Annotated in this window: 13 protein-coding genes and 4 pseudogenes; all 17 read left to right on the top strand. The window is 64.0% G+C overall.

The window, feature by feature from the left end:
• Positions 1 to 67: 67 nt before the first annotated feature.
• The 17 genes and pseudogenes from QP181_RS07265 to QP181_RS07185 all read left to right on the top strand — a co-directional run bounded on the left by QP181_RS07265 (position 68) and on the right by QP181_RS07185 (position 17,889).
• A complete protein-coding gene (locus QP181_RS07265; RefSeq protein ID WP_056048518.1) occupies positions 68 to 442 on the top strand; it encodes an NADH-quinone oxidoreductase subunit A in 375 nt (124 codons plus the stop codon).
• Positions 433 to 979, top strand: a pseudogene (locus QP181_RS07260) (NuoB/complex I 20 kDa subunit family protein). The gene QP181_RS07265 and the pseudogene QP181_RS07260 overlap by 10 nt, the downstream one beginning before the upstream one ends.
• Complete coding sequence (locus QP181_RS07255) at positions 976 to 1,800, top strand: NADH-quinone oxidoreductase subunit C (protein WP_132896769.1); 825 nt, start codon at positions 976 to 978, stop codon at positions 1,798 to 1,800. Before QP181_RS07260 ends, QP181_RS07255 begins: the two are co-directional and overlap by 4 nt.
• Before the next feature lie 20 nt (positions 1,801 to 1,820).
• Positions 1,821 to 3,032, top strand: a complete 1,212-nt coding sequence (locus QP181_RS07250; protein ID WP_274705252.1) for an NADH-quinone oxidoreductase subunit D — start codon at positions 1,821 to 1,823, stop codon at positions 3,030 to 3,032.
• A pseudogene (locus QP181_RS07245) lies at positions 3,032 to 3,688 on the top strand (complex I 24 kDa subunit family protein); the annotation flags it as partial. The gene QP181_RS07250 and the pseudogene QP181_RS07245, both read left to right, overlap by 1 nt.
• Before the next feature lie 9 nt (positions 3,689 to 3,697).
• Positions 3,698 to 4,997 (top strand): annotated as a pseudogene (gene nuoF, locus QP181_RS07240) (NADH-quinone oxidoreductase subunit NuoF).
• Positions 4,997 to 6,991: an NADH-quinone oxidoreductase subunit NuoG gene (nuoG, locus tag QP181_RS07235; protein WP_333928125.1), complete on the top strand. Its 1,995-nt coding sequence runs from the start codon at positions 4,997 to 4,999 to the stop codon at positions 6,989 to 6,991. The pseudogene nuoF and the gene nuoG overlap by 1 nt, the downstream one beginning before the upstream one ends.
• A complete protein-coding gene (gene nuoH / locus QP181_RS07230) occupies positions 6,988 to 8,034 on the top strand; it encodes an NADH-quinone oxidoreductase subunit NuoH (RefSeq protein ID WP_056058320.1) in 1,047 nt (348 codons plus the stop codon). Before nuoG ends, nuoH begins: the two co-directional genes overlap by 4 nt.
• The gene (gene nuoI, locus QP181_RS07225) at positions 8,031 to 8,516 is read left to right on the top strand and encodes an NADH-quinone oxidoreductase subunit NuoI (RefSeq protein ID WP_055877898.1); all 486 of its coding nucleotides are present in this window, start codon (positions 8,031 to 8,033) and stop codon (positions 8,514 to 8,516) included. The genes nuoH and nuoI overlap by 4 nt, the downstream gene beginning before the upstream one ends.
• Positions 8,517 to 8,641: 125 nt before the next feature.
• Positions 8,642 to 9,253 (top strand): NADH-quinone oxidoreductase subunit J, encoded by a 612-nt coding sequence (locus tag QP181_RS07220; protein ID WP_132896766.1) that lies wholly within the window; start codon positions 8,642 to 8,644, stop codon positions 9,251 to 9,253.
• Complete coding sequence (gene nuoK, locus QP181_RS07215; protein WP_082441002.1) at positions 9,250 to 9,558, top strand: NADH-quinone oxidoreductase subunit NuoK; 309 nt, start codon at positions 9,250 to 9,252, stop codon at positions 9,556 to 9,558. Before QP181_RS07220 ends, nuoK begins: the two co-directional genes overlap by 4 nt.
• 5 nt (positions 9,559 to 9,563) lie before the next feature.
• Positions 9,564 to 11,669, top strand: coding sequence for an NADH-quinone oxidoreductase subunit L (nuoL, locus tag QP181_RS07210; RefSeq protein ID WP_333928124.1), 2,106 nt, complete (start codon positions 9,564 to 9,566; stop codon positions 11,667 to 11,669).
• Positions 11,669 to 13,240, top strand: coding sequence for an NADH-quinone oxidoreductase subunit M (locus tag QP181_RS07205; RefSeq protein ID WP_333928123.1), 1,572 nt, complete (start codon positions 11,669 to 11,671; stop codon positions 13,238 to 13,240). Before nuoL ends, QP181_RS07205 begins: the two co-directional genes overlap by 1 nt.
• The gene (gene nuoN / locus QP181_RS07200; RefSeq protein WP_060524719.1) at positions 13,224 to 14,669 is read left to right on the top strand and encodes an NADH-quinone oxidoreductase subunit NuoN; all 1,446 of its coding nucleotides are present in this window, start codon (positions 13,224 to 13,226) and stop codon (positions 14,667 to 14,669) included. Before QP181_RS07205 ends, nuoN begins: the two co-directional genes overlap by 17 nt.
• Positions 14,636 to 15,403: a biotin--[acetyl-CoA-carboxylase] ligase gene (locus QP181_RS07195; protein WP_333928122.1), complete on the top strand. Its 768-nt coding sequence runs from the start codon at positions 14,636 to 14,638 to the stop codon at positions 15,401 to 15,403. Before nuoN ends, QP181_RS07195 begins: the two co-directional genes overlap by 34 nt.
• Before the next feature lie 10 nt (positions 15,404 to 15,413).
• A pseudogene (locus tag QP181_RS07190) lies at positions 15,414 to 16,188 on the top strand (type III pantothenate kinase).
• Between the two features lie 63 nt (positions 16,189 to 16,251).
• A complete protein-coding gene (locus QP181_RS07185; protein ID WP_333928121.1) occupies positions 16,252 to 17,889 on the top strand; it encodes a ribonuclease J in 1,638 nt (545 codons plus the stop codon).

The following is a 17,889-nucleotide window of genomic DNA, read 5'->3' as shown; positions in this document are numbered from 1 at the left end:
ACGCCTTGCCCATCACCCCCCATCGGCCTAAAGCGGCCCCGTTCCGTTCGCACTTGCGAGAAGCAATTTGGTCGACCTGTCGCACTATCTTCCGATCCTCCTGTTCCTCGGGATCGCTATCGCATTGTCGAGCACGTTCGTGTTCCTGCCGATGGCCGTCTCGCGCCTCACGGGATCGCACAAGCCTACGCCTGAGAAGCTCAGCGAATACGAGTGCGGCTTTCCCGCATTCGAGGATCCGCGGAGCCAGTTCGACGTGCGCTTCTACCTGATCGCCATCCTCTTCATCATCTTCGATCTTGAGGCCGCGTTCCTGTATCCCTGGGCCGTCTCGGTCTTCACGCTCGGCTGGACCGCGTGGATTTCGATGATGATCTTTATCGGCGAATTGGCCCTTGGCCTCGTCTACGCATGGAAGAAGGGAGCACTCGATTGGGAGTAGAGCTTCAGCCCGCACCCGGTTCGCCCAGTTCGCTGGTGCCACCCGACCAGGGCTTTTTCGACGGATTGAACGGTGAGCTGACGGATAAGGGTTTCCTCGTCACGTCGACCGAAGAGCTGTTCCAATGGGCCCGCACCGGCTCGCTGTGGTGGATGACGTTCGGGCTCGCATGCTGCGCGGTCGAGATGATCCACGTCAACATGCCGCGCTACGATCTGGAGCGCTTCGGCGCCGCACCGCGCGTCCCCGCGCCAGTCGGACGTGATGATCGTTGCCGGCACGCTGTGCAACAAGATGGCCCCGGCACTCCGCAAGGTTTACGACCAGATGTCGGAGCCGAAGTACGTGATCTCGATGGGGTCGTGTGCGAACGGCGGCGGCTATTATCATTACAGCTACAGCGTCGTGCGCGGCTGCGATCGGATCGTGCCGGTGGATATCTACGTTCCCGGGTGCCCGCCGACGGCTGAGGCTTTGCTGTACGGCATCATGCAGTTGCAGCGGAAGATCCGGCGGTCCGGGAGCATCGAGCGTTGAGGGCTCCCGCACCAGCATACACGTCGAATGACGGCGTGATCGACAGCGCCCGCGCGGTGCTCGGTGGCATGCTGCTCGACGCGGTCGACCATGTCGGCGAAGTCGCGCTGCACGTTCGTCGCGAAGACCTGTACGACGCGATGATCGCGCTGCGCGATACCCCGGGGCTTGCCTATCAGCAGCTCATGGAGATCGCCGGCGTCGACTATCCGGATCGCGCGGAGCGGTTCGAAGTCGTCTATTGCATGCTGTCGCTGACGCGGAACCATCGCCTGCGCGTGCATGTCGCGACCGACGAGGAAAAGCCGGTGCCGTCGGTGACGGATATCTGGCCGGTCGCCGGTTGGCTCGAGCGCGAAGTGTACGACATGTACGGCGTGCTGTTCAGCGGTAACCCGGACCTGCGCCGCATCCTGACCGATTACGGTTTCCGTGGTCATCCGCAGCGGAAAGACTTCCCGCTGACCGGGTATGTCGAGCTGCGCTATTCGGAAGAGTCGAAGCGCGTCGTGTACGAGCCCGTGCAGCTTGCGCAGGATTTCCGTACGTTCGATTTCATGAGCCCTTGGGAGGGCGCGAACTACGTCCTTCCGGGTGACGAGAAGGGCGCGTTGCCCCAGGCCAAGGGCGCGCAGACGCCGTTGTCGGCGGACACGATCGTCAAAGCCAACGCGGCGCAATCGCCGACCCAGGCGCCGACCGAACCCAAGAGCACCGAGTCGACCGCGCAGACGGGCGCCGGTAAGTCGGAGTCCGATGCGACGCCGAAGCCTGCGAACCCCGACGTGGTCCCGACCAAGGGTGGAGGACAGAACCAGTGAGTCTGTATGTCGAAGAGCTTCTGGGTGAAGCCGACGCAGCCGATCCCACGACCGGCGACGTCACGATCCAGAACTACACGATCAACTTCGGTCCGCAGCATCCGGCCGCGCACGGCGTGCTCCGTCTTGTCATGGAACTCGACGGCGAGATCGTCGAGCGCGTCGATCCGCATGTCGGCCTGCTTCACCGCGGCACCGAGAAGCTGATCGAGTACAAGACCTACACGCAGGCGCTGCCGTATTTCGATCGTCTCGATTACTGCTCGCCGCTGTGCATGGAGCATAGCTGGGTATTGGCGGTCGAGAAGCTGCTCGACCTCGAAGTGCCTGAGCGCGCGCAGTATCTGCGGGTGTTCTTCGCCGAGCTGACGCGTATCTCGAACCACATGTTGAACCTCGGTAGCCACGTCATGGACGTCGGCGCGATGACGCCCAACTTGTGGCTGTTCGAGATCCGCGAAGACTGCATGAACTTTTTCGAGCGTGTTTCGGGCGCGCGCATGCACTCGAACTATTTCCGCCCGGGTGGGGTGCATCAGGATGCGCCGTTGAAGCTGCTCGCCGATATCGGCGACTGGCTCGACACGCGCCTGCCGCGGCTGTTCGAGGATGCGATTTCGCTCGTTGCGGACAACCGCATCTTCAAGCAGCGCAACGTCGATATCGCCGTGGTCAGCCGCGACGATGCGATAAAGTGGGGCTTTTCCGGCCCGATGATCCGTGGCTCGGGGATCGCCTGGGATTTGCGCAAGTCGCAGCCCTATGACGCTTATGCGAAAATGGACTTCGAGGTGCCGGTCGGCACGCGCGGCGATTGCTATGACCGGTTCATGGTGCGCGTCGAGGAAGTGCGTCAGTCTGCGCGGATCATGAAGCAGTGCCTGCGCGACATGCCCGAGGGGCCGATCGCGTCGCTCGATCGCAAGGTCGTACCGCCCAAGCGTGGTGAGATGAAGCAGTCGATGGAAGCGCTGATCCATCACTTCAAGCTTTACACCGAGGGCTTCCACGTGCCCGCCGGCGACGTCTATGTCGCGACCGAAAGCCCCAAGGGCGAGTTCGGCGTGTATCTGGTCGCCGATGGCTCGAACAAGCCGTACCGCTGCAAGATCCGCCCGACCGCGTTCTCGCATCTGCAAGCCATGGACTTCATGGCGAAGGGCCACATGCTGGCGGATACGACCGCGATCCTCGGCGCGATGGATATCGTTTTTGGTGAATGTGACCGCTGATGGCTGAAGCTCCGAAAATTCCCGACGAGGCCGAGACCCGCGCACGCTGGGGTTCGTTCGCGTGGACGGACGAGAACCAGGTGAAGGCGAACGAGATCCTCGGGCGCTATCCGAAGGGTCGCGAGCAGTCGGCGTCGATCCCGCTGCTCGATCTGGCGCAGCGCCAGGTCGGTGCGGAAACGCAGACGCAGGGCTGGTTGCCGGTGCCTGTGATCGAGTTCGTCGCGCGGGCGATCAGCGTGCCGTACATGCGCGTGTATGAGGTCGTGACCTTCTACACGATGTTCAACCTGGCGCCGGTCGGTCGCTTCCACGTTCAGGTCTGCGGCACGACGCCGTGCATGCTGCGCGGGTCGGACGACGTCCTGGCCGCCTGCAAGAACCGCGGTCTGGTCAAGGGTGGCACGACGCCCGACGGCATGTTCACGCTGACCGAGGTCGAGTGCCTGGGCACGTGCGCGAATGCGCCGATGGTGCAGATCAACGACGATAACTTCGAAGACCTCGATTACGACAAGACGACCGAGATCCTCGAGGCGCTGGCCAATGGCGGGCACCCGATGCCGGGTCCGCAATTCGGTCGCCGCGCAAGCTGCCCCGAAGGCGGCCCGACCTCGCTGAAGGCGATGGTCGACGCGAACCACGATTACCGGGGAGTGGGCCTGATGCTCGCCGACAAGGACCGCATCTTCACCAACGTCTACGGTTTCCAGCCGTGGAACATCGACGCAGCGATCATGCGCGGCGATTGGGACAATACCAAGGACCTGATGGCGCTCGGCCAGGACGCGATCATCGACGTGATGAAGGCGTCTGGTCTGCGCGGTCGTGGCGGCGCGGGCTTCCCGACCGGCACCAAATGGTCGTTCATGCCGAAGGAGCCGAAGCCCGATCGGCCGAACTTCCTCGTCATCAACGCCGATGAATCCGAGCCGGGCAGCTGCAAGGATCGCGAGATCATCCGCCACGATCCGCACAAGCTGATCGAAGGCGCGCTGATCGCCGGGTTCGCGATGCGCGCGCGCCGCGTACATCTACATCCGCGGCGAATATATCCGCGAGGCCGAGACGCTGTTCGCAGCCGTCGCCGAGGCGTACGACCGCGGCTTCATCGGCAAGAACGCATGCGGGTCGGGGTACGACTTCGACGTGTTCGTGCACCGGGGTGCAGGCGCCTACATCTGCGGCGAAGAGACCGCGATGTTGGAGAGCCTCGAGGGCAAGAAGGGCCAGCCGCGGCTGAAGCCACCTTTCCCGGCAGGTGCTGGACTCTATGGCTGCCCGACGACGGTCAACAATGTCGAATCGATCGCGGTTGCGCCGACGATCCTGCGGCGTGGCGCGGCGTGGTTCTCCAGCTTCGGCGCGGAGAACAACCGCGGCACCAAGCTGTTCCAGATCAGCGGCCATGTGAACAAGCCGTGCGTGGTCGAGGAGGAGATGAGCATCTCGTTCCGCGACCTAATCGAGACGCATTGCGGCGGTATCCGTGGCGGCTGGGACAATTTGCTCGCCGTAATCCCGGGTGGCTCGTCGGTGCCGCTGGTGCCCGCCGCGCAGATCATGGACTGCGCGATGGACTTCGATGGCCTGAAAGCGGTCGGGTCGGGCCTCGGCACCGCGGCGATCATCGTCATGGACAAGTCGACCGACATCGTCCGCGCGATCAGCCGTATCTCGTACTTTTACAAGCACGAGAGCTGCGGTCAGTGCACGCCGTGCCGCGAGGGCACCGGCTGGATGTGGCGCGTGATGGAACGGATGCGCACCGGCGACGCCGAACTGTCCGAGATCGACATGCTCCAGCAGGTCACGAAGCAGGTCGAGGGTCACTCGATCTGCGCGCTCGGCGACGCAGCCGCATGGCCGATCCAGGGCCTGATCAAGCATTTCCGCCCCGAGATGGAGCGCCGTATCCGCGAACGTGGTGGTGACACCGCGCCGATGATGGAAGCCGCAGAGTAATGCCTTTAGTCAAAGTCGATGGCGTAGAGATCGAGGTGCCTGCCGGTGCCACCGTGCTGCAGGCGTGCGAGCTTGCCGGCAAGGAGATCCCGCGTTTCTGTTATCATGAGCGGCTGAGCATCGCCGGCAATTGCCGGATGTGCCTGGTCGAGGTGAAGCCTGGTCCGCCCAAGCCGCAGGCGTCGTGCGCTTTGCCGGCGGCGGACAAGCAGGAGATCTTTACCAACTCGCCGATGGTGAAGAATGCCCGCGAGGGCATCATGGAATTCCTGCTGATCAACCATCCGCTCGATTGCCCGATCTGCGATCAGGGCGGCGAGTGCGATCTCCAGGACCAGTCGGTTGCGTATGGCCGCGGCCATTCGCGCTATGACGAGAACAAGCGCGCGGTCACCGAGAAGTACATGGGCCCGATCGTCAAGACGGTCATGACCCGCTGCATCCAGTGCACGCGCTGCATCCGGTTTGCCGAGGAAGTGTCCGGCGTCGAGGAGATCGGTGCGATCTTCCGCGGCGAGGACATGCAGATCACGTCGTATCTCGAGAATGCGGTCAAGAGCGAGCTGAGCGGCAACGTCGTCGATCTGTGCCCGGTGGGTGCGTTGACGTCGAAGCCGTATGCGTTCGAGGCGCGTCCTTGGGAATTGCGCAAGACGCTGACGATCGACGTGATGGACGCGGTGGGCACCAACATCCGGCTCGACAGCCGTGGTCGTCAGGTGCTGCGCTGCGTGCCGCGGATCAACGAGGACGTGAACGAGGAGTGGGCGACCGACAAGACGCGCCACGCGATCGACGGCCTTGTCCGTCGTCGTCTCGACAAGCCCTATGTCCGGGTGAACGGCAAGCTCCAGCCCGCTACCTGGGACGAGGCCTTCGCGGCGATCAAGGCGGTCAACGCCGGGTCGAGCGTTGCGGCTGTCGCCGGCGATCTGGTCGATTGCGAGACGATGTACGCCGCCAAGGCGCTGCTCGCGAAGATGGGTTCGAGCCTGCTCGAAGGCCGTCAGACCGGCATGGATTATGACGCGACGAGCATCGCCGCGGTCAATTTCAACACGACGATCGCCGGCACCGAGCGGGCCGACGCGATCCTGCTGGTGGGCACCAATCTGCGCTGGGAAGCGCCGCTGGTGAACACTCGGGTGCGGAAAGCGATCAAGAAGGGCGCGAAGGTCTTCGCGATAGGGCCGGAGACGGACCTGACCTACAAGGTCGAGTGGCTCGGTGACGATCTGGCGCTGCTTGGCAAGCTGCCCGAGGCGGTGACCGAGGCGTTCGGCAAGGCTGAGCGTCCAATGGTGATCGTCGGTGGCGGCTCGCTGAAGGGTGGCCAAGCGGCTGCTCTCAAGCTCGTCGATACGCTGGGTCTCGTGAAGGCGGACTGGAACGGCTTCAACGTCGTCCACATGGCGGCCTCACGGATGGGCGGGCTGATGCTCGGTTATGCGCAGAAGGGCGGTATCGCCGACGTGATGGAGGCGAAGCTCGGCTTCTTCCTCGGCGCGGACGAGGTAGATTACTCGAAGTTCGCAGGCTTCAAGGTGTTCGTGGGGCATCACGGTGACAAGGGTGCGGCGGCTGCCGACGTCATCCTGCCGGGCGTTACCTATGCCGAGAAGTCGGGCACGTGGGTCAATCTCGAAGGCCGCGTCCAGCGCGGCGAGCGCGCGGTGTTCGCACCGGGCGACGCGCGTGACGACTGGTCGATCTTCCGCGCGCTGTCCGACACGCTCGGCCACACGCTGCCGTTCGACAGCTTTGAGGGTCTCCGCGAGGAAATGTACGTGGACGTGCCTGCGCTGCGTCATCAGGCGCTCGCGACGTTCGAGTGGAACCCGCCTTCGCTTAACGGTGCAGGTGAGGGCGTTCTCGCCGGCTATCCGATCAAGGACTTCTACCTGACCAACGCGATCTGCCGCGCGTCGCCGACGATGCAGCGCTGCTCGGCCGAACTTCTCCACGGAGAAGATTACGCGGAGGCAGCCGAATGATCTCCTGGTTCGAATCCTCGCTCGGTTACGACTGGGCGTTCTTCCTCGCGACGATCATCGACATCCTCGTGATCGCGCTGCCGCTGATGCTGGCGGTGGCGATGATCATCTATGCCGACCGAAAGATCTGGGCGGCGATGGCGTTGCGGCGTGGTCCCAACGTCGTCGGTCCGTTCGGTCTGCTGCAGAGCTTTGCCGACGGCCTGAAGGTGTTCCTGCAGGAGACGATCGTCCCCGCAGCCGCCAACCGGACGCTGTTCCTGCTGGCACCGATCATCACCTTCACGGTCGCGCTGATCGTCTGGGCGGTGGTGCCGTTCGGCGTCGGCGTCGTCCTCGCGGATATCAACGTGGGCCTGCTCTACGTGCTCGCGGCGTCGTCGCTTGGCGTCTACGGCATCATCCTGTCGGGCTGGGCGTCGAACTCGAAATACCCGTTCTATTCGGCGCTCCGTGCGGCTGCGCAGATGGTGTCGTACGAAGTCGCGATCGGCTTCATCCTGATTTCGGTCGTGCTGTGGACCGGCAGCTTCAACCTGTCGGCGATCGTGATGGCGCAGAAGTCGCATGTCTGGTTCTTCAACGGGTACATCCTGAACCCGCTGATGTTCCCGATGGCGGTGATGTTCTTCATCTCGTCGCTGGCCGAGACGCAGCGCGCACCGTTCGATCTGACCGAGGCGGAGAGCGAGCTCGTCGCCGGGTACCAGACCGAATATTCGTCGATGTCGTTCGCGCTGTTCTGGCTCGGCGAGTACGCCAACGTGCTGCTGATGTGCGCACTCAACGCGACGTTGTTCTGGGGCGGGTGGCTGCCACCGGTCGACTGGGCGCCGCTCTATTACGTGCCGGGGATCATCTGGCTGTTCGCCAAGATCCTCTTCTTCTTCTTCCTGTTCAGCTGGGTGAAGGCGACCGTGCCGCGCTATCGCTACGATCAGCTGATGCGGCTCGGCTGGAAGGTCTTCCTCCCCGTCTCGCTGTTCTGGGTTTTCCTCGTGTCGGGCTATCTCATGCTGACGCGCGTTGGAGTGGGTTCATGAGCGTCGCTCAGATCATCAAGTCGTTCACCCTGTGGGAATTCGTGAAGGCGCACGCTTTGACGCTTCGCTATTTCTTCAAGGAAAAGGCGACTATCAACTATCCGTACGAGCGCAATCCGGTGTCGCCGCGGTTCCGGGGCGAGCATGCGCTGCGTCGTTATCCGAACGGCGAAGAGCGGTGCATCGCGTGCAAGCTGTGCGAGGCCGTTTGCCCCGCGCAGGCGATCACGATCGAAGCCGAGCCGCGTGACGACGGTTCGCGCCGCACGACGCGCTATGACATCGACATGACCAAGTGCATTTACTGCGGCCTGTGTGCTGAGGCGTGCCCGGTCGATGCGATCGTCGAGGGGCCGAACTACGAGTTCGCCACCGAGACGCGCGAAGAGCTGATCTACGACAAGTCGAAGCTGCTCGATAATGGCGACCGTTGGGAAAGCGCGATCGCGGCGAACCTTGCCGCCGATGCGCCGTACCGTTAAGCGAGCGCCGCGATGACACAGATTAACTCCGTCATCCCAGCGCAGGCTGGGATCTCGTGCCGCACGGGCGCGCCCACCAACCAGAAGACCCCAGCGTTCGCTGGGGCGACGGGGAGGGTGATCGCGTGATCCAGGCCTTAGCCTTCTACCTTTTCGCCTTCGTCGTCGTCCTGTCGGGCGCGCTGACGATCGCGTCGCGCAACCCGGTCCATTCGGTGATGTGGCTGATCCTCGCGTTCTTCAATGCGGCGGGTCTCATGATCCTGGTCGGTGCCGAGTTCATCGCGATGCTGCTCGTCATCGTCTATGTCGGTGCTGTCGCGGTGCTGTTCCTGTTCGTCGTCATGATGCTCGACATCGACTTCACCGAGCTGCGCGCAGGCGTCGCCCGGTATTTCGGGATCGGTCTCGCACTCGCGGTTGCACTCGCCGCCGAAGTGATGATCGCGATCGGCGCCTGGAGCACCGGTCCGATCCAGCTCGCGCGGCGTGCTGCTCCGATCAACGAAACAGTGCCCAACATCCAGGCGATCGGTAACCTGCTCTATACGCGCTATCTGTTCGTGTTCGAAGGTGCCGGTCTGGTGCTGCTGGTCGCGATGATCGGTGCGATCGTGCTGACCCACCGCCAGCGTGGCGGCGTCAAGGCGCAGAACATCAGCCGCCAGAACGCGCGTCGTCCGCAGGACGCCACGCGCAACACGAGCCCGGTCGTCGGGCAGGGAGTCGAACTGTGACGATCGGTCTCGTCCATTATCTGGTCGTCGCGGCGATCCTGTTCACGATGGGGGTGCTCGGCATCTTCCTGAACCGCAAGAACCTCATCGTCATTCTGATGGCGATCGAGTTGATCCTGCTGGCGGTGAACATCAATCTCGTCGCGTTCTCGGCGTTCCTCCACGACCTCGTCGGACAGGTGTTCGCGATGTTCGTGCTGACGGTCGCCGCGGGTGAAGCCGCGATCGGCCTCGCCATTCTCGTGATCTATTTCCGCGGTCGCGGCACCATCGCGGTCGACGACGTCAACCGGATGAAGGGGTAATACGGTTGATCCAGCTTATCGTCTTCCTGCCGTTACTGGCCGCGATCGTTGCCGGGTTCGGCAATCGCGTGATCGGCAACGTGCCGGCGAAACTCGTCACCACGGCTGCGCTGTTCGCGTCGTGCCTGTTGTCCTGGCCGATCTTCATCGGCTTCCTGTCGGGCACCAGCACGGCGACCGTCGCGCCGCTGCTCGACTTCATCCACTCGGGCGACATGAACGTCGCATGGTCGCTGCGTGTCGACGCGTTGACTGCGGTGATGCTCGTGGTCGTCACGTCGGTCTCGGCGCTCGTCCATCTGTATAGCTGGGGCTATATGGACGAGGATCCCGACCAGCCGCGCTTCTTCGCGTATCTGTCGCTGTTCACCTTCGCGATGCTGATGCTCGTGACCGCGAACAACCTCGTCCAGATGTTCTTCGGTTGGGAAGGCGTGGGTCTCGCATCCTACCTCCTGATCGGGTTCTGGTTCCGCAAGCCTTCTGCCAGCGCAGCGGCGATCAAGGCGTTCGTCGTCAACCGCGTCGGCGATCTCGGCTTCATGCTCGGTATCTTCGGCACGTTCCTGGTGTTCGGCACGGTCTCGATCCCCGAGATCCTCGCCGCGGCTCCCGGCATGGCGGGCTCGACGCTCGGCTTCCTCGGCTACCGTTTCGATACGATGACGGTGCTCTGCTTGCTGCTGTTCGTCGGCGCGATGGGCAAGTCGGCACAACTCGGCCTGCACACCTGGTTGCCGGACGCGATGGAAGGCCCGACCCCGGTGTCGGCGCTGATCCACGCGGCGACGATGGTCACCGCTGGCGTCTTCATGGTCTGCCGCCTGTCGCCGATGTTCGAGATGAGCCCGGTCGCGCTGACCGTGGTCACCTCGGTCGGTGCGGCGACCTGCCTGTTCGCCGCCACCTGTGGCCTCGTACAAACCGACATCAAGCGCGTGATCGCGTATTCGACCTGTTCGCAGCTCGGCTACATGTTCTTCGCGGCGGGCGTCGGCGCGTACGGCGCGGCGATGTTCCACCTCTTCACGCACGCGTTCTTCAAGGCGTTGCTGTTCCTCGGCGCCGGCTCGGTCATCCATGCGATGCACCACGAGCAGGACATGCGCTATTATGGCGGCCTGCGTAAGAAGATCCCGGTGACGTTCTGGGCGATGATGGCGGGCACGCTCGCGATCACCGGCGTCGGCATCCCCGGCATCTTCGGCAACACCGCGATCGGCTTTGCAGGCTTCCATTCGAAGGATGCGATCATCGAGGCGAGCTGGGCTGCGGGTCAGCCGGGCGTGTGGTTCGTCGGCGTGCTCGTCGCGTTGCTGACCAGCTTCTATTCGTGGCGCGTGATGTTCCTGACCTTCTGGGGCAAACCGCGCTGGGCCGCATCGGAGCATATCCAGCATGCGCTCCATGACGCGCATGGTCACGATGATCACGCGCACGACGCGCATCACGCGGATGACCATCATGCGAACCCGGCTCAGGCCGAGGACGCAGGTCATGCGCCGCACGGTCATCACGACGCGACGCACGCACCGGCCGAAGGCGATGGTGGCTATCACCCGCACGAGAGCCCGTTGCCGATGCTGATCCCGCTGATCGTGCTATCGGTCGGTGCGGTCCTCGCCGGCTTCGTGTTCCACGGCTTCTTCATCGAGCCTACCGCAGGCGAGGAGTTCTGGAAGGGCGCACTCGCGTTCCGCGAACATCTGATGCACGAGATGCACGGCGTGCCGTTGCTGATCAAACTGTCGGCGACGATCGCGATGCTGCTCGGCCTGCTGACCGCCTGGTATGCCTATATCAAGGCACCGACGTTCCCGGCCAAGGTCGTCGAACAGTTCGGCGTGCTCTACGACTTCCTGCTGCATAAGTGGTATTTCGACGAGCTGTACGACCTGATCTTCGTCCGTCCGGCGTTCGCGATCGGCCGCTTCCTGTGGCACCGCGGCGACGAGAAGACGATCAACCGGTTCGGGCCTGATGGCGCGACCTGGGTCGTGCAGATCGGTAGCCGCGTGGCCAACCGCTTCCAGACGGGATACCTCTACACCTATGCCTTCGTCATGCTGATCGGGCTGACCGCAGCCGTAACCTGGGCGATCGGACTGTAATGACCGGCTTTCCTATTCTCTCCGTCCTGATCGCGGTCCCGATGATCGCGGCTGTCGTGTGCCTGTTCGTTTCGGCGAATACGGCGCGGACGCTGGCTCTGGCGGCGACGCTGATCGACTTCGTTCTCGGCATCATGCTGTGGATGAATTACGACATCGGCGGCGCGCAGTGGCAGTTCGTCGAGCATGCTCCCGGCATCTTCGGCCCGTTCGGCTGGTCGCTCGGCATAGACGGCTTTGCGCTGATGCTGATCATGCTCAGCGTGTTCCTGATGCCGATCTGCATCGGCGCCAGCTGGCGCTCGATCACGACGCGCGTGCCCGAATACATGGCGGCGTTCTTGTTCACCGAAGTGCTGATGATCGGCACGTTCGCGGCGCAGGACCTGTTCTTGTTCTACGTGTTCTTCGAAGCCGGTCTGATCCCGATGTACCTGATCATCGGCATCTGGGGCGGCGCCAACCGGATCTACGCGTCGTACAAATTCTTCCTGTACACGCTGCTCGGCTCGGTCCTGATGTTCATCGCGATGTTGTACATGGCGAAGACCGCGGGCACGACCAGCATCCCGGCGCTGCTGAACTACGACTTCCCCGCGTATGTGCAGACATGGCTGTGGCTGGCGTTCTTCGCATCGTTCGCGGTCAAGATGCCGATGTGGCCGGTCCACACCTGGTTGCCCGACGCGCACGTCCAGGCGCCGACCGCAGGCTCGGTGATCCTGGCGGGCGTGCTGCTGAAGCTCGGCGGATACGGCTTCCTGCGCTTCCTGCTGCCGATGTTCCCCGAAGCCTCGGGGCAGCTGACCTGGCTGATCTTCGGCCTGTCGGCGGTCGCGGTGATCTACACGTCGCTCGTCGCGCTCGTGCAGTCGGACATGAAGAAGCTGATCGCCTATTCGTCGGTCGCGCACATGGCGATCGTCACGATCGGTCTGTTCGCGTTCAACCGGCAGGGCATCGAAGGCGCGATGATCATGATGCTGAGCCACGGCCTGGTATCAGGCGCGTTGTTCCTGTGCGTCGGCGTGATCTACGACCAGCTGCATACCCGCGAGATCTCGCGCTATGGTGGCCTCGCGATCAACATGCCGAAATACGCGATCTTTTTCCTGTTCTTCACGATGGCCTCGATCGGCCTGCCGGGCACCAGCGGCTTCGTCGCCGAGTTCCTGTCGCTGATGGGCACGTATCAGGTCTCGACCTGGACCGCGCTGCTCTGCACGACGAGCATCATCCTCGGCGCCGCGTACATGCTGTTCCTGTACCGTCGCGTCGTGTTCGGCGAGATCAAGTCGGACGACGTCCGGGCGATGGTCGACCTGTCGGGCCGCGAGATGTGGCTGCTCGCACCGATCGCAGCCGTCGTGCTGTGGATGGGCGTGTATCCCGAGAGTTTCCTGGCACCGATGCGCAAGGATGTGGGCGTGCTTCTCGGTCGTGTCGATCGCGCCAAGCCCGCCAGCGATTCCAACCCAACTGCGGGGAAGCCCGCCACCGTCCACGCGGGGAACCCCGCCACTGTCGATAGTGCCGCGCACGGGAGGCACACTGATGGATTACGCCGCTAACATCGCAATGACGCTGCCCGAGCTGGTGCTGGCGTTGGGTGCGATCGCCCTGATGCTCGTCTCGGCCTGGGGCGGGGACAAGTCCACGCGCGCCGTCTCGATCGCCGCCGTGTTCGTCCTGGTCGGGGCAGGGATCGCACTGGTCGGTCCGGCGTCGTCGGGTGGCTATGCGTTCGACGGCCTGTACCGCGCGGACGCGTTCGGCGCGTTCGCCAAGGTGCTGATCTACATCGCCTCGGCGGTCGCGATCGTGATGGCGCCGAGCTTCTTCGCCCGTACGCACGGCGACGATCTCCGTCCGGAATATCCGGTGCTGATCCTGCTGTCGGCCTGCGGCATGGGGATCATGGTCTCGGCCACCGACATGCTGACGCTGTATGTCGGTCTCGAACTCCAGAGCCTTGCGGCCTACGTCCTCGCCAGCTTCATGCGGCGCGACGGGCGTTCGGCCGAGGCGGGCCTGAAGTATTTCGTGCTCGGCGCGCTGGCCAGCGGCATCCTGCTGTACGGCATCTCGCTGGTCTACGGGTTCAGCGGTACGACGTTGTTCTCGGGCATCTCGGAAGCCTATGCGGGCACCAAGTCGCTTGGCCTGCTGTTCGGTCTGGTGTTCGTGTTCGCTGGCCTTGCGTTCAAGATCAGCGCGGTGCCGTTCCACATGTGGACGCCCGACGTGTACGAAGGCGCACCGACCCCGGTCACCGCGTTCTTCGCGTCGGCGCCCAAGGTCGCGGCGCTTGCGCTCAGCGTCCGCGTGGCGGTCGATGCGATGGGCCCGGCGACGGACCAGTGGCGCCAGATCGTGATCTTCGCAGCACTCGCCTCGATCATCCTCGGTGCGGTTGCCGCGATCGGCCAGACCAACATCAAGCGCCTGCTCGCCTACTCGTCGATCAACAATGTCGGCTTCGCGCTGATCGGTCTTGCGGCCGGGACGCCGGAAGGGGTGTCGGGCGTGCTGATGTACCTGACGATCTACGTCGCGATGACGCTGGGTTCGTTCCTGGTCGTGTTGCAGATGCGTGGTGACGACGGCCAGCCGGTCGAGACGATCGACAGCCTCGCCGGCATGTCGCGCACGCGGCCTGCACTCGCCGCGGCACTCGCGATCTTCATGTTCAGCCTTGCCGGCATCCCGCCGCTGTTCGGCTTCTACGCGAAGTTCGCGGTGTTCAGCGCGGCGGTCGACGCCGGGCTGTTCCCGCTGGCGGTGGTCGGCATCGCCGCTTCGGTGATCGGCGCGTATTACTATCTGCGCGTCGTCAAGACGATGTACTTCGACGATCCGGCACCGGCGTTCGCGCCGATGGAGAGCAAGGTCGAGGGTGGCCTGATCGCCATCGCCGCGGTGTTCGTGTCGCCAGCCGGCTACCTCCTCATCCCCGTGCTTGGCGCATGGACGATGGCGGCCGCACGGGCGTTGTTCTGAGCACCATTCGCACCGTCGCGGAAACAGGATCGACCAACGCCGACCTGCTGGAGCTTGCGCGCGGCGGTGCCGAGGACGGTCTCTGGTTGCGCGCGATCCGCCAGACGGCGGGGCGGGGGCGGCTCGGGCGCGAATGGTCGTCGCCCGAGGGTAACCTTTACGCCAGCACGTTGGTCCGGTTGCGGCCGAACGATCCGCCGGCTGCCAGCCTCGCGCTGGTTGCCGCGGTTGCCTTGCAGGAAACGGTGTCGACCTTCTTGGTCGCCGGGATCTGCCAGGGCACGACCGATGCGAGCGAGACGCTGGTACTGAAATGGCCCAACGACCTGTTGCTTGCGGATGCCAAGCTGTCGGGCATCCTGCTTGAACGTGCGGATAATGCGGTGATCGTCGGCTATGGCGTAAACATCGCACATCATCCCGATCTGCCCGACCGTGCGACGACCGATCTCGCCGCGCACGGTGTGGTGGTCGAGCCGGCAATGTTCCTCGACATCCTCGCGGACAGTTTCGCGCGCTGGATCGGCCGCTGGCGCACCGAGGGCATCGCGCCGGTTCGCGAGCGCTGGGTCGATTGCGCCCATCCCGTCGGTACCGCGCTGACCGCACGACTTCCCGATGGTAGCGGCATCGACGGCCTGTTCGTCGGGCTCGACACCGACGGCGCGCTGATCCTCCGCTTGGCGTCTGGCGAGCGGCGTGTCATTCACGCTGCCGACGTCTTCCTGCTTTGAGGCCCTGCTGATGCTGCTCGCGATCGATGCCGGCAATACCAATGTCGTGTTCGCGCTCGTCGAAGCCGGCGAGATCGTCGCGCGCTGGCGGATCGCGACCGATCCGCGGCGGACGGCGGACGAATATGCGGTGTGGTTGAGCCAGCTGATGCAGCTCGGCGGGCATGATCGCACCGCGGTCGAGGGCGTGATCGTCGCCACGGTCGTCCCGCGCGCTCCACAATCTCCAGGTACTCGCGTCGAAGTACTTCAACACCGAAGCGCTTATCGCGGGCCATGCGCCGGTCGAATGGGGCATCGCGATCGATGTCGACGAGCCTGCCTCGCTCGGCGCCGACCGTGCGGTCAACACGATCGCCGCGCATGCGCTGCATCCCGGCGACCTGATCGTGATCGATTTCGGCACCGCGACCACGTTCGACGTCGTCGACTATAGCGGCGCGTACAAGGGCGGGATCATCGCGCCGGGGATCAACCTGTCGCTCGACGCGCTGGTGACCGCCGCGGCGAAGCTGCCGCGGATCGCGATCGAGGCGCCGACCGATACCAGCGTCATCGGGCTCAACACCGTCTCGCAGATGCACATCGGCATCTATTGGGGCTATGTCGCGATGATCGAGGGGCTGGTGGCGCGGATGAAGCGCGAAATCGGCCGTCCCGTGAAGGTCGTCGCCACCGGCGGCCTCGCCACATTATTCGAGAAACAGACCGACGTGTTCGACGTCATCGAAGCCGACCTGACGATCCAGGGGCTGGCGATGATGTGGGATCGTCACCATATCTAGGGCCATTGGGCTCGCGCCGACCGGCCTGCGGGCCATATTCCTGTATAATCCTGAAAGTAATCAATGACTCCGAAGAACGAACTCCTTTTCTGTGGCCTTGGCGGCTCCGGCGAAATCGGCATGAACGTCAACCTGTACGGGTGCCAGGGCAAGTGGGTGATGGTCGATCTCGGCATCACCTTCGCCGATCCGCAATATCCCGGCGTCGACGTGATCCTGCCCGACCTGTCCTTCATCGAGGACCGGATCGACGACCTGCTCGGCATCGTCATCACGCACGGCCATGAGGATCATATCGGCTCGCTGCCGTACCTCGCCGAAGACCTCGGCGTGCCGATCTACGCGACCCCGTTCACGATGGGTCTGATCCGCGGCAAGCTCGAGGAAGAGGGCATCGCCAACCGCGTGAAGCTCAAGATGATCCCGATGGGCGGCAATTTCCAGCTCGGGCCGTTCGGCTTCACGTTCGTCGAGATGTCGCATTCGATCCCCGAGGCGAACGCGCTGCTGATCGACACGCCTTATGGTCGCGTGTTCCACACCGGCGACTGGAAGCTCGACAAGAACCCGGTGATCGGCAACCCGACCACGCCCGAAGGCTTCATGGCGATCGGCGACAAGGGCGTCGACGTGCTCGTCTGCGATTCGACCAACATCTTCAACACCACCGCGTCGGGCAGCGAAAGCACCGTCCGCCAGGGCCTGCACGAGGAAGTCAGCAAGGCCAAGGGCCGCGTTATGATCACCAGCTTCGCGTCGAACGCCGCGCGGCTGCACACGTTCGGCGAAGTCGCGAAGGAAACCGGACGCAAGCTGTGCGTGACCGGGCGTTCGCTCGACCGGATCATCAAGGTGGCGCGTGCGACGGGCTATCTGAAGGATTTCCCCGACACGATCAGCCCCGACGAGGCGATGCGCCTTCCCAAGAACAAGGTGCTGATCATCGCCACCGGTGGCCAGGGCGAGGAACGCGCGGCGCTCGCACGCGTCGCCAATGGCCAGCACACGATCACGCTCGACGCCGACGACACGGTGATCTTCTCGTCGAAGCAGATCCCGGGCAATGAGGTCCAGATCGGTCGTATCCAGAACACGCTGGCGGCCAAGGGCATCCGCATGATCACCGAGCGCCAGGCGCACGTCCATGTGTCGGGTCACCCGGGTCAGCCGGAACTCGCGCAGATGTATGATTGGCTGCGGCCCGAGGTACTCGTGCCGACGCACGGCGAGATGCGTCATATGATGGAGCATGCGCGCTTCGGTCTCGAGCAGGGCATTCCGCGCGCGATCGTGCAGAGCAACGGCGACATCATCCGTCTGGCGCCCAAGGGCCCTGCGAAGATCGGCAACGCGACCGTCGGGCGTCTGGTGCTCGACGGCGACGTGATCCTGCCGGCCGATGGCGCGACGCTGAGCGAGCGGCGGAAGCTCGCGATCAACGGTCAGATTTCGGTCGGTGTCGCGCTCGGCAAGGACGGCCGGATGGTCGGCCAGCCGCAGGTCCGCGTGCAGGGCGTGCCGGTCGAGGAAGACCGCGCGGCATTCATCGCCGATGCGGTCCAGGCAGCTGCGGACACAGTGCGCGGCGGCAAGCGCGAGAGCGAGAAGATGCGTGAGCAGATCCGTCTTGCGGTGCGCAAGGTCGCGAAGCGCTGGACCGGCAAGCAGCCGATCGTCGACGTGCTGCTGATCGAGGGCTGA

The organism is Sphingomonas sp. LR55, assembly GCF_036856015.1.
Lineage (GTDB): Bacteria > Pseudomonadota > Alphaproteobacteria > Sphingomonadales > Sphingomonadaceae > Sphingomonas.
The sequence above is the reverse complement of the archived record's forward strand: the minus strand, read 5'-3'. Positions and strand labels throughout refer to the sequence as shown.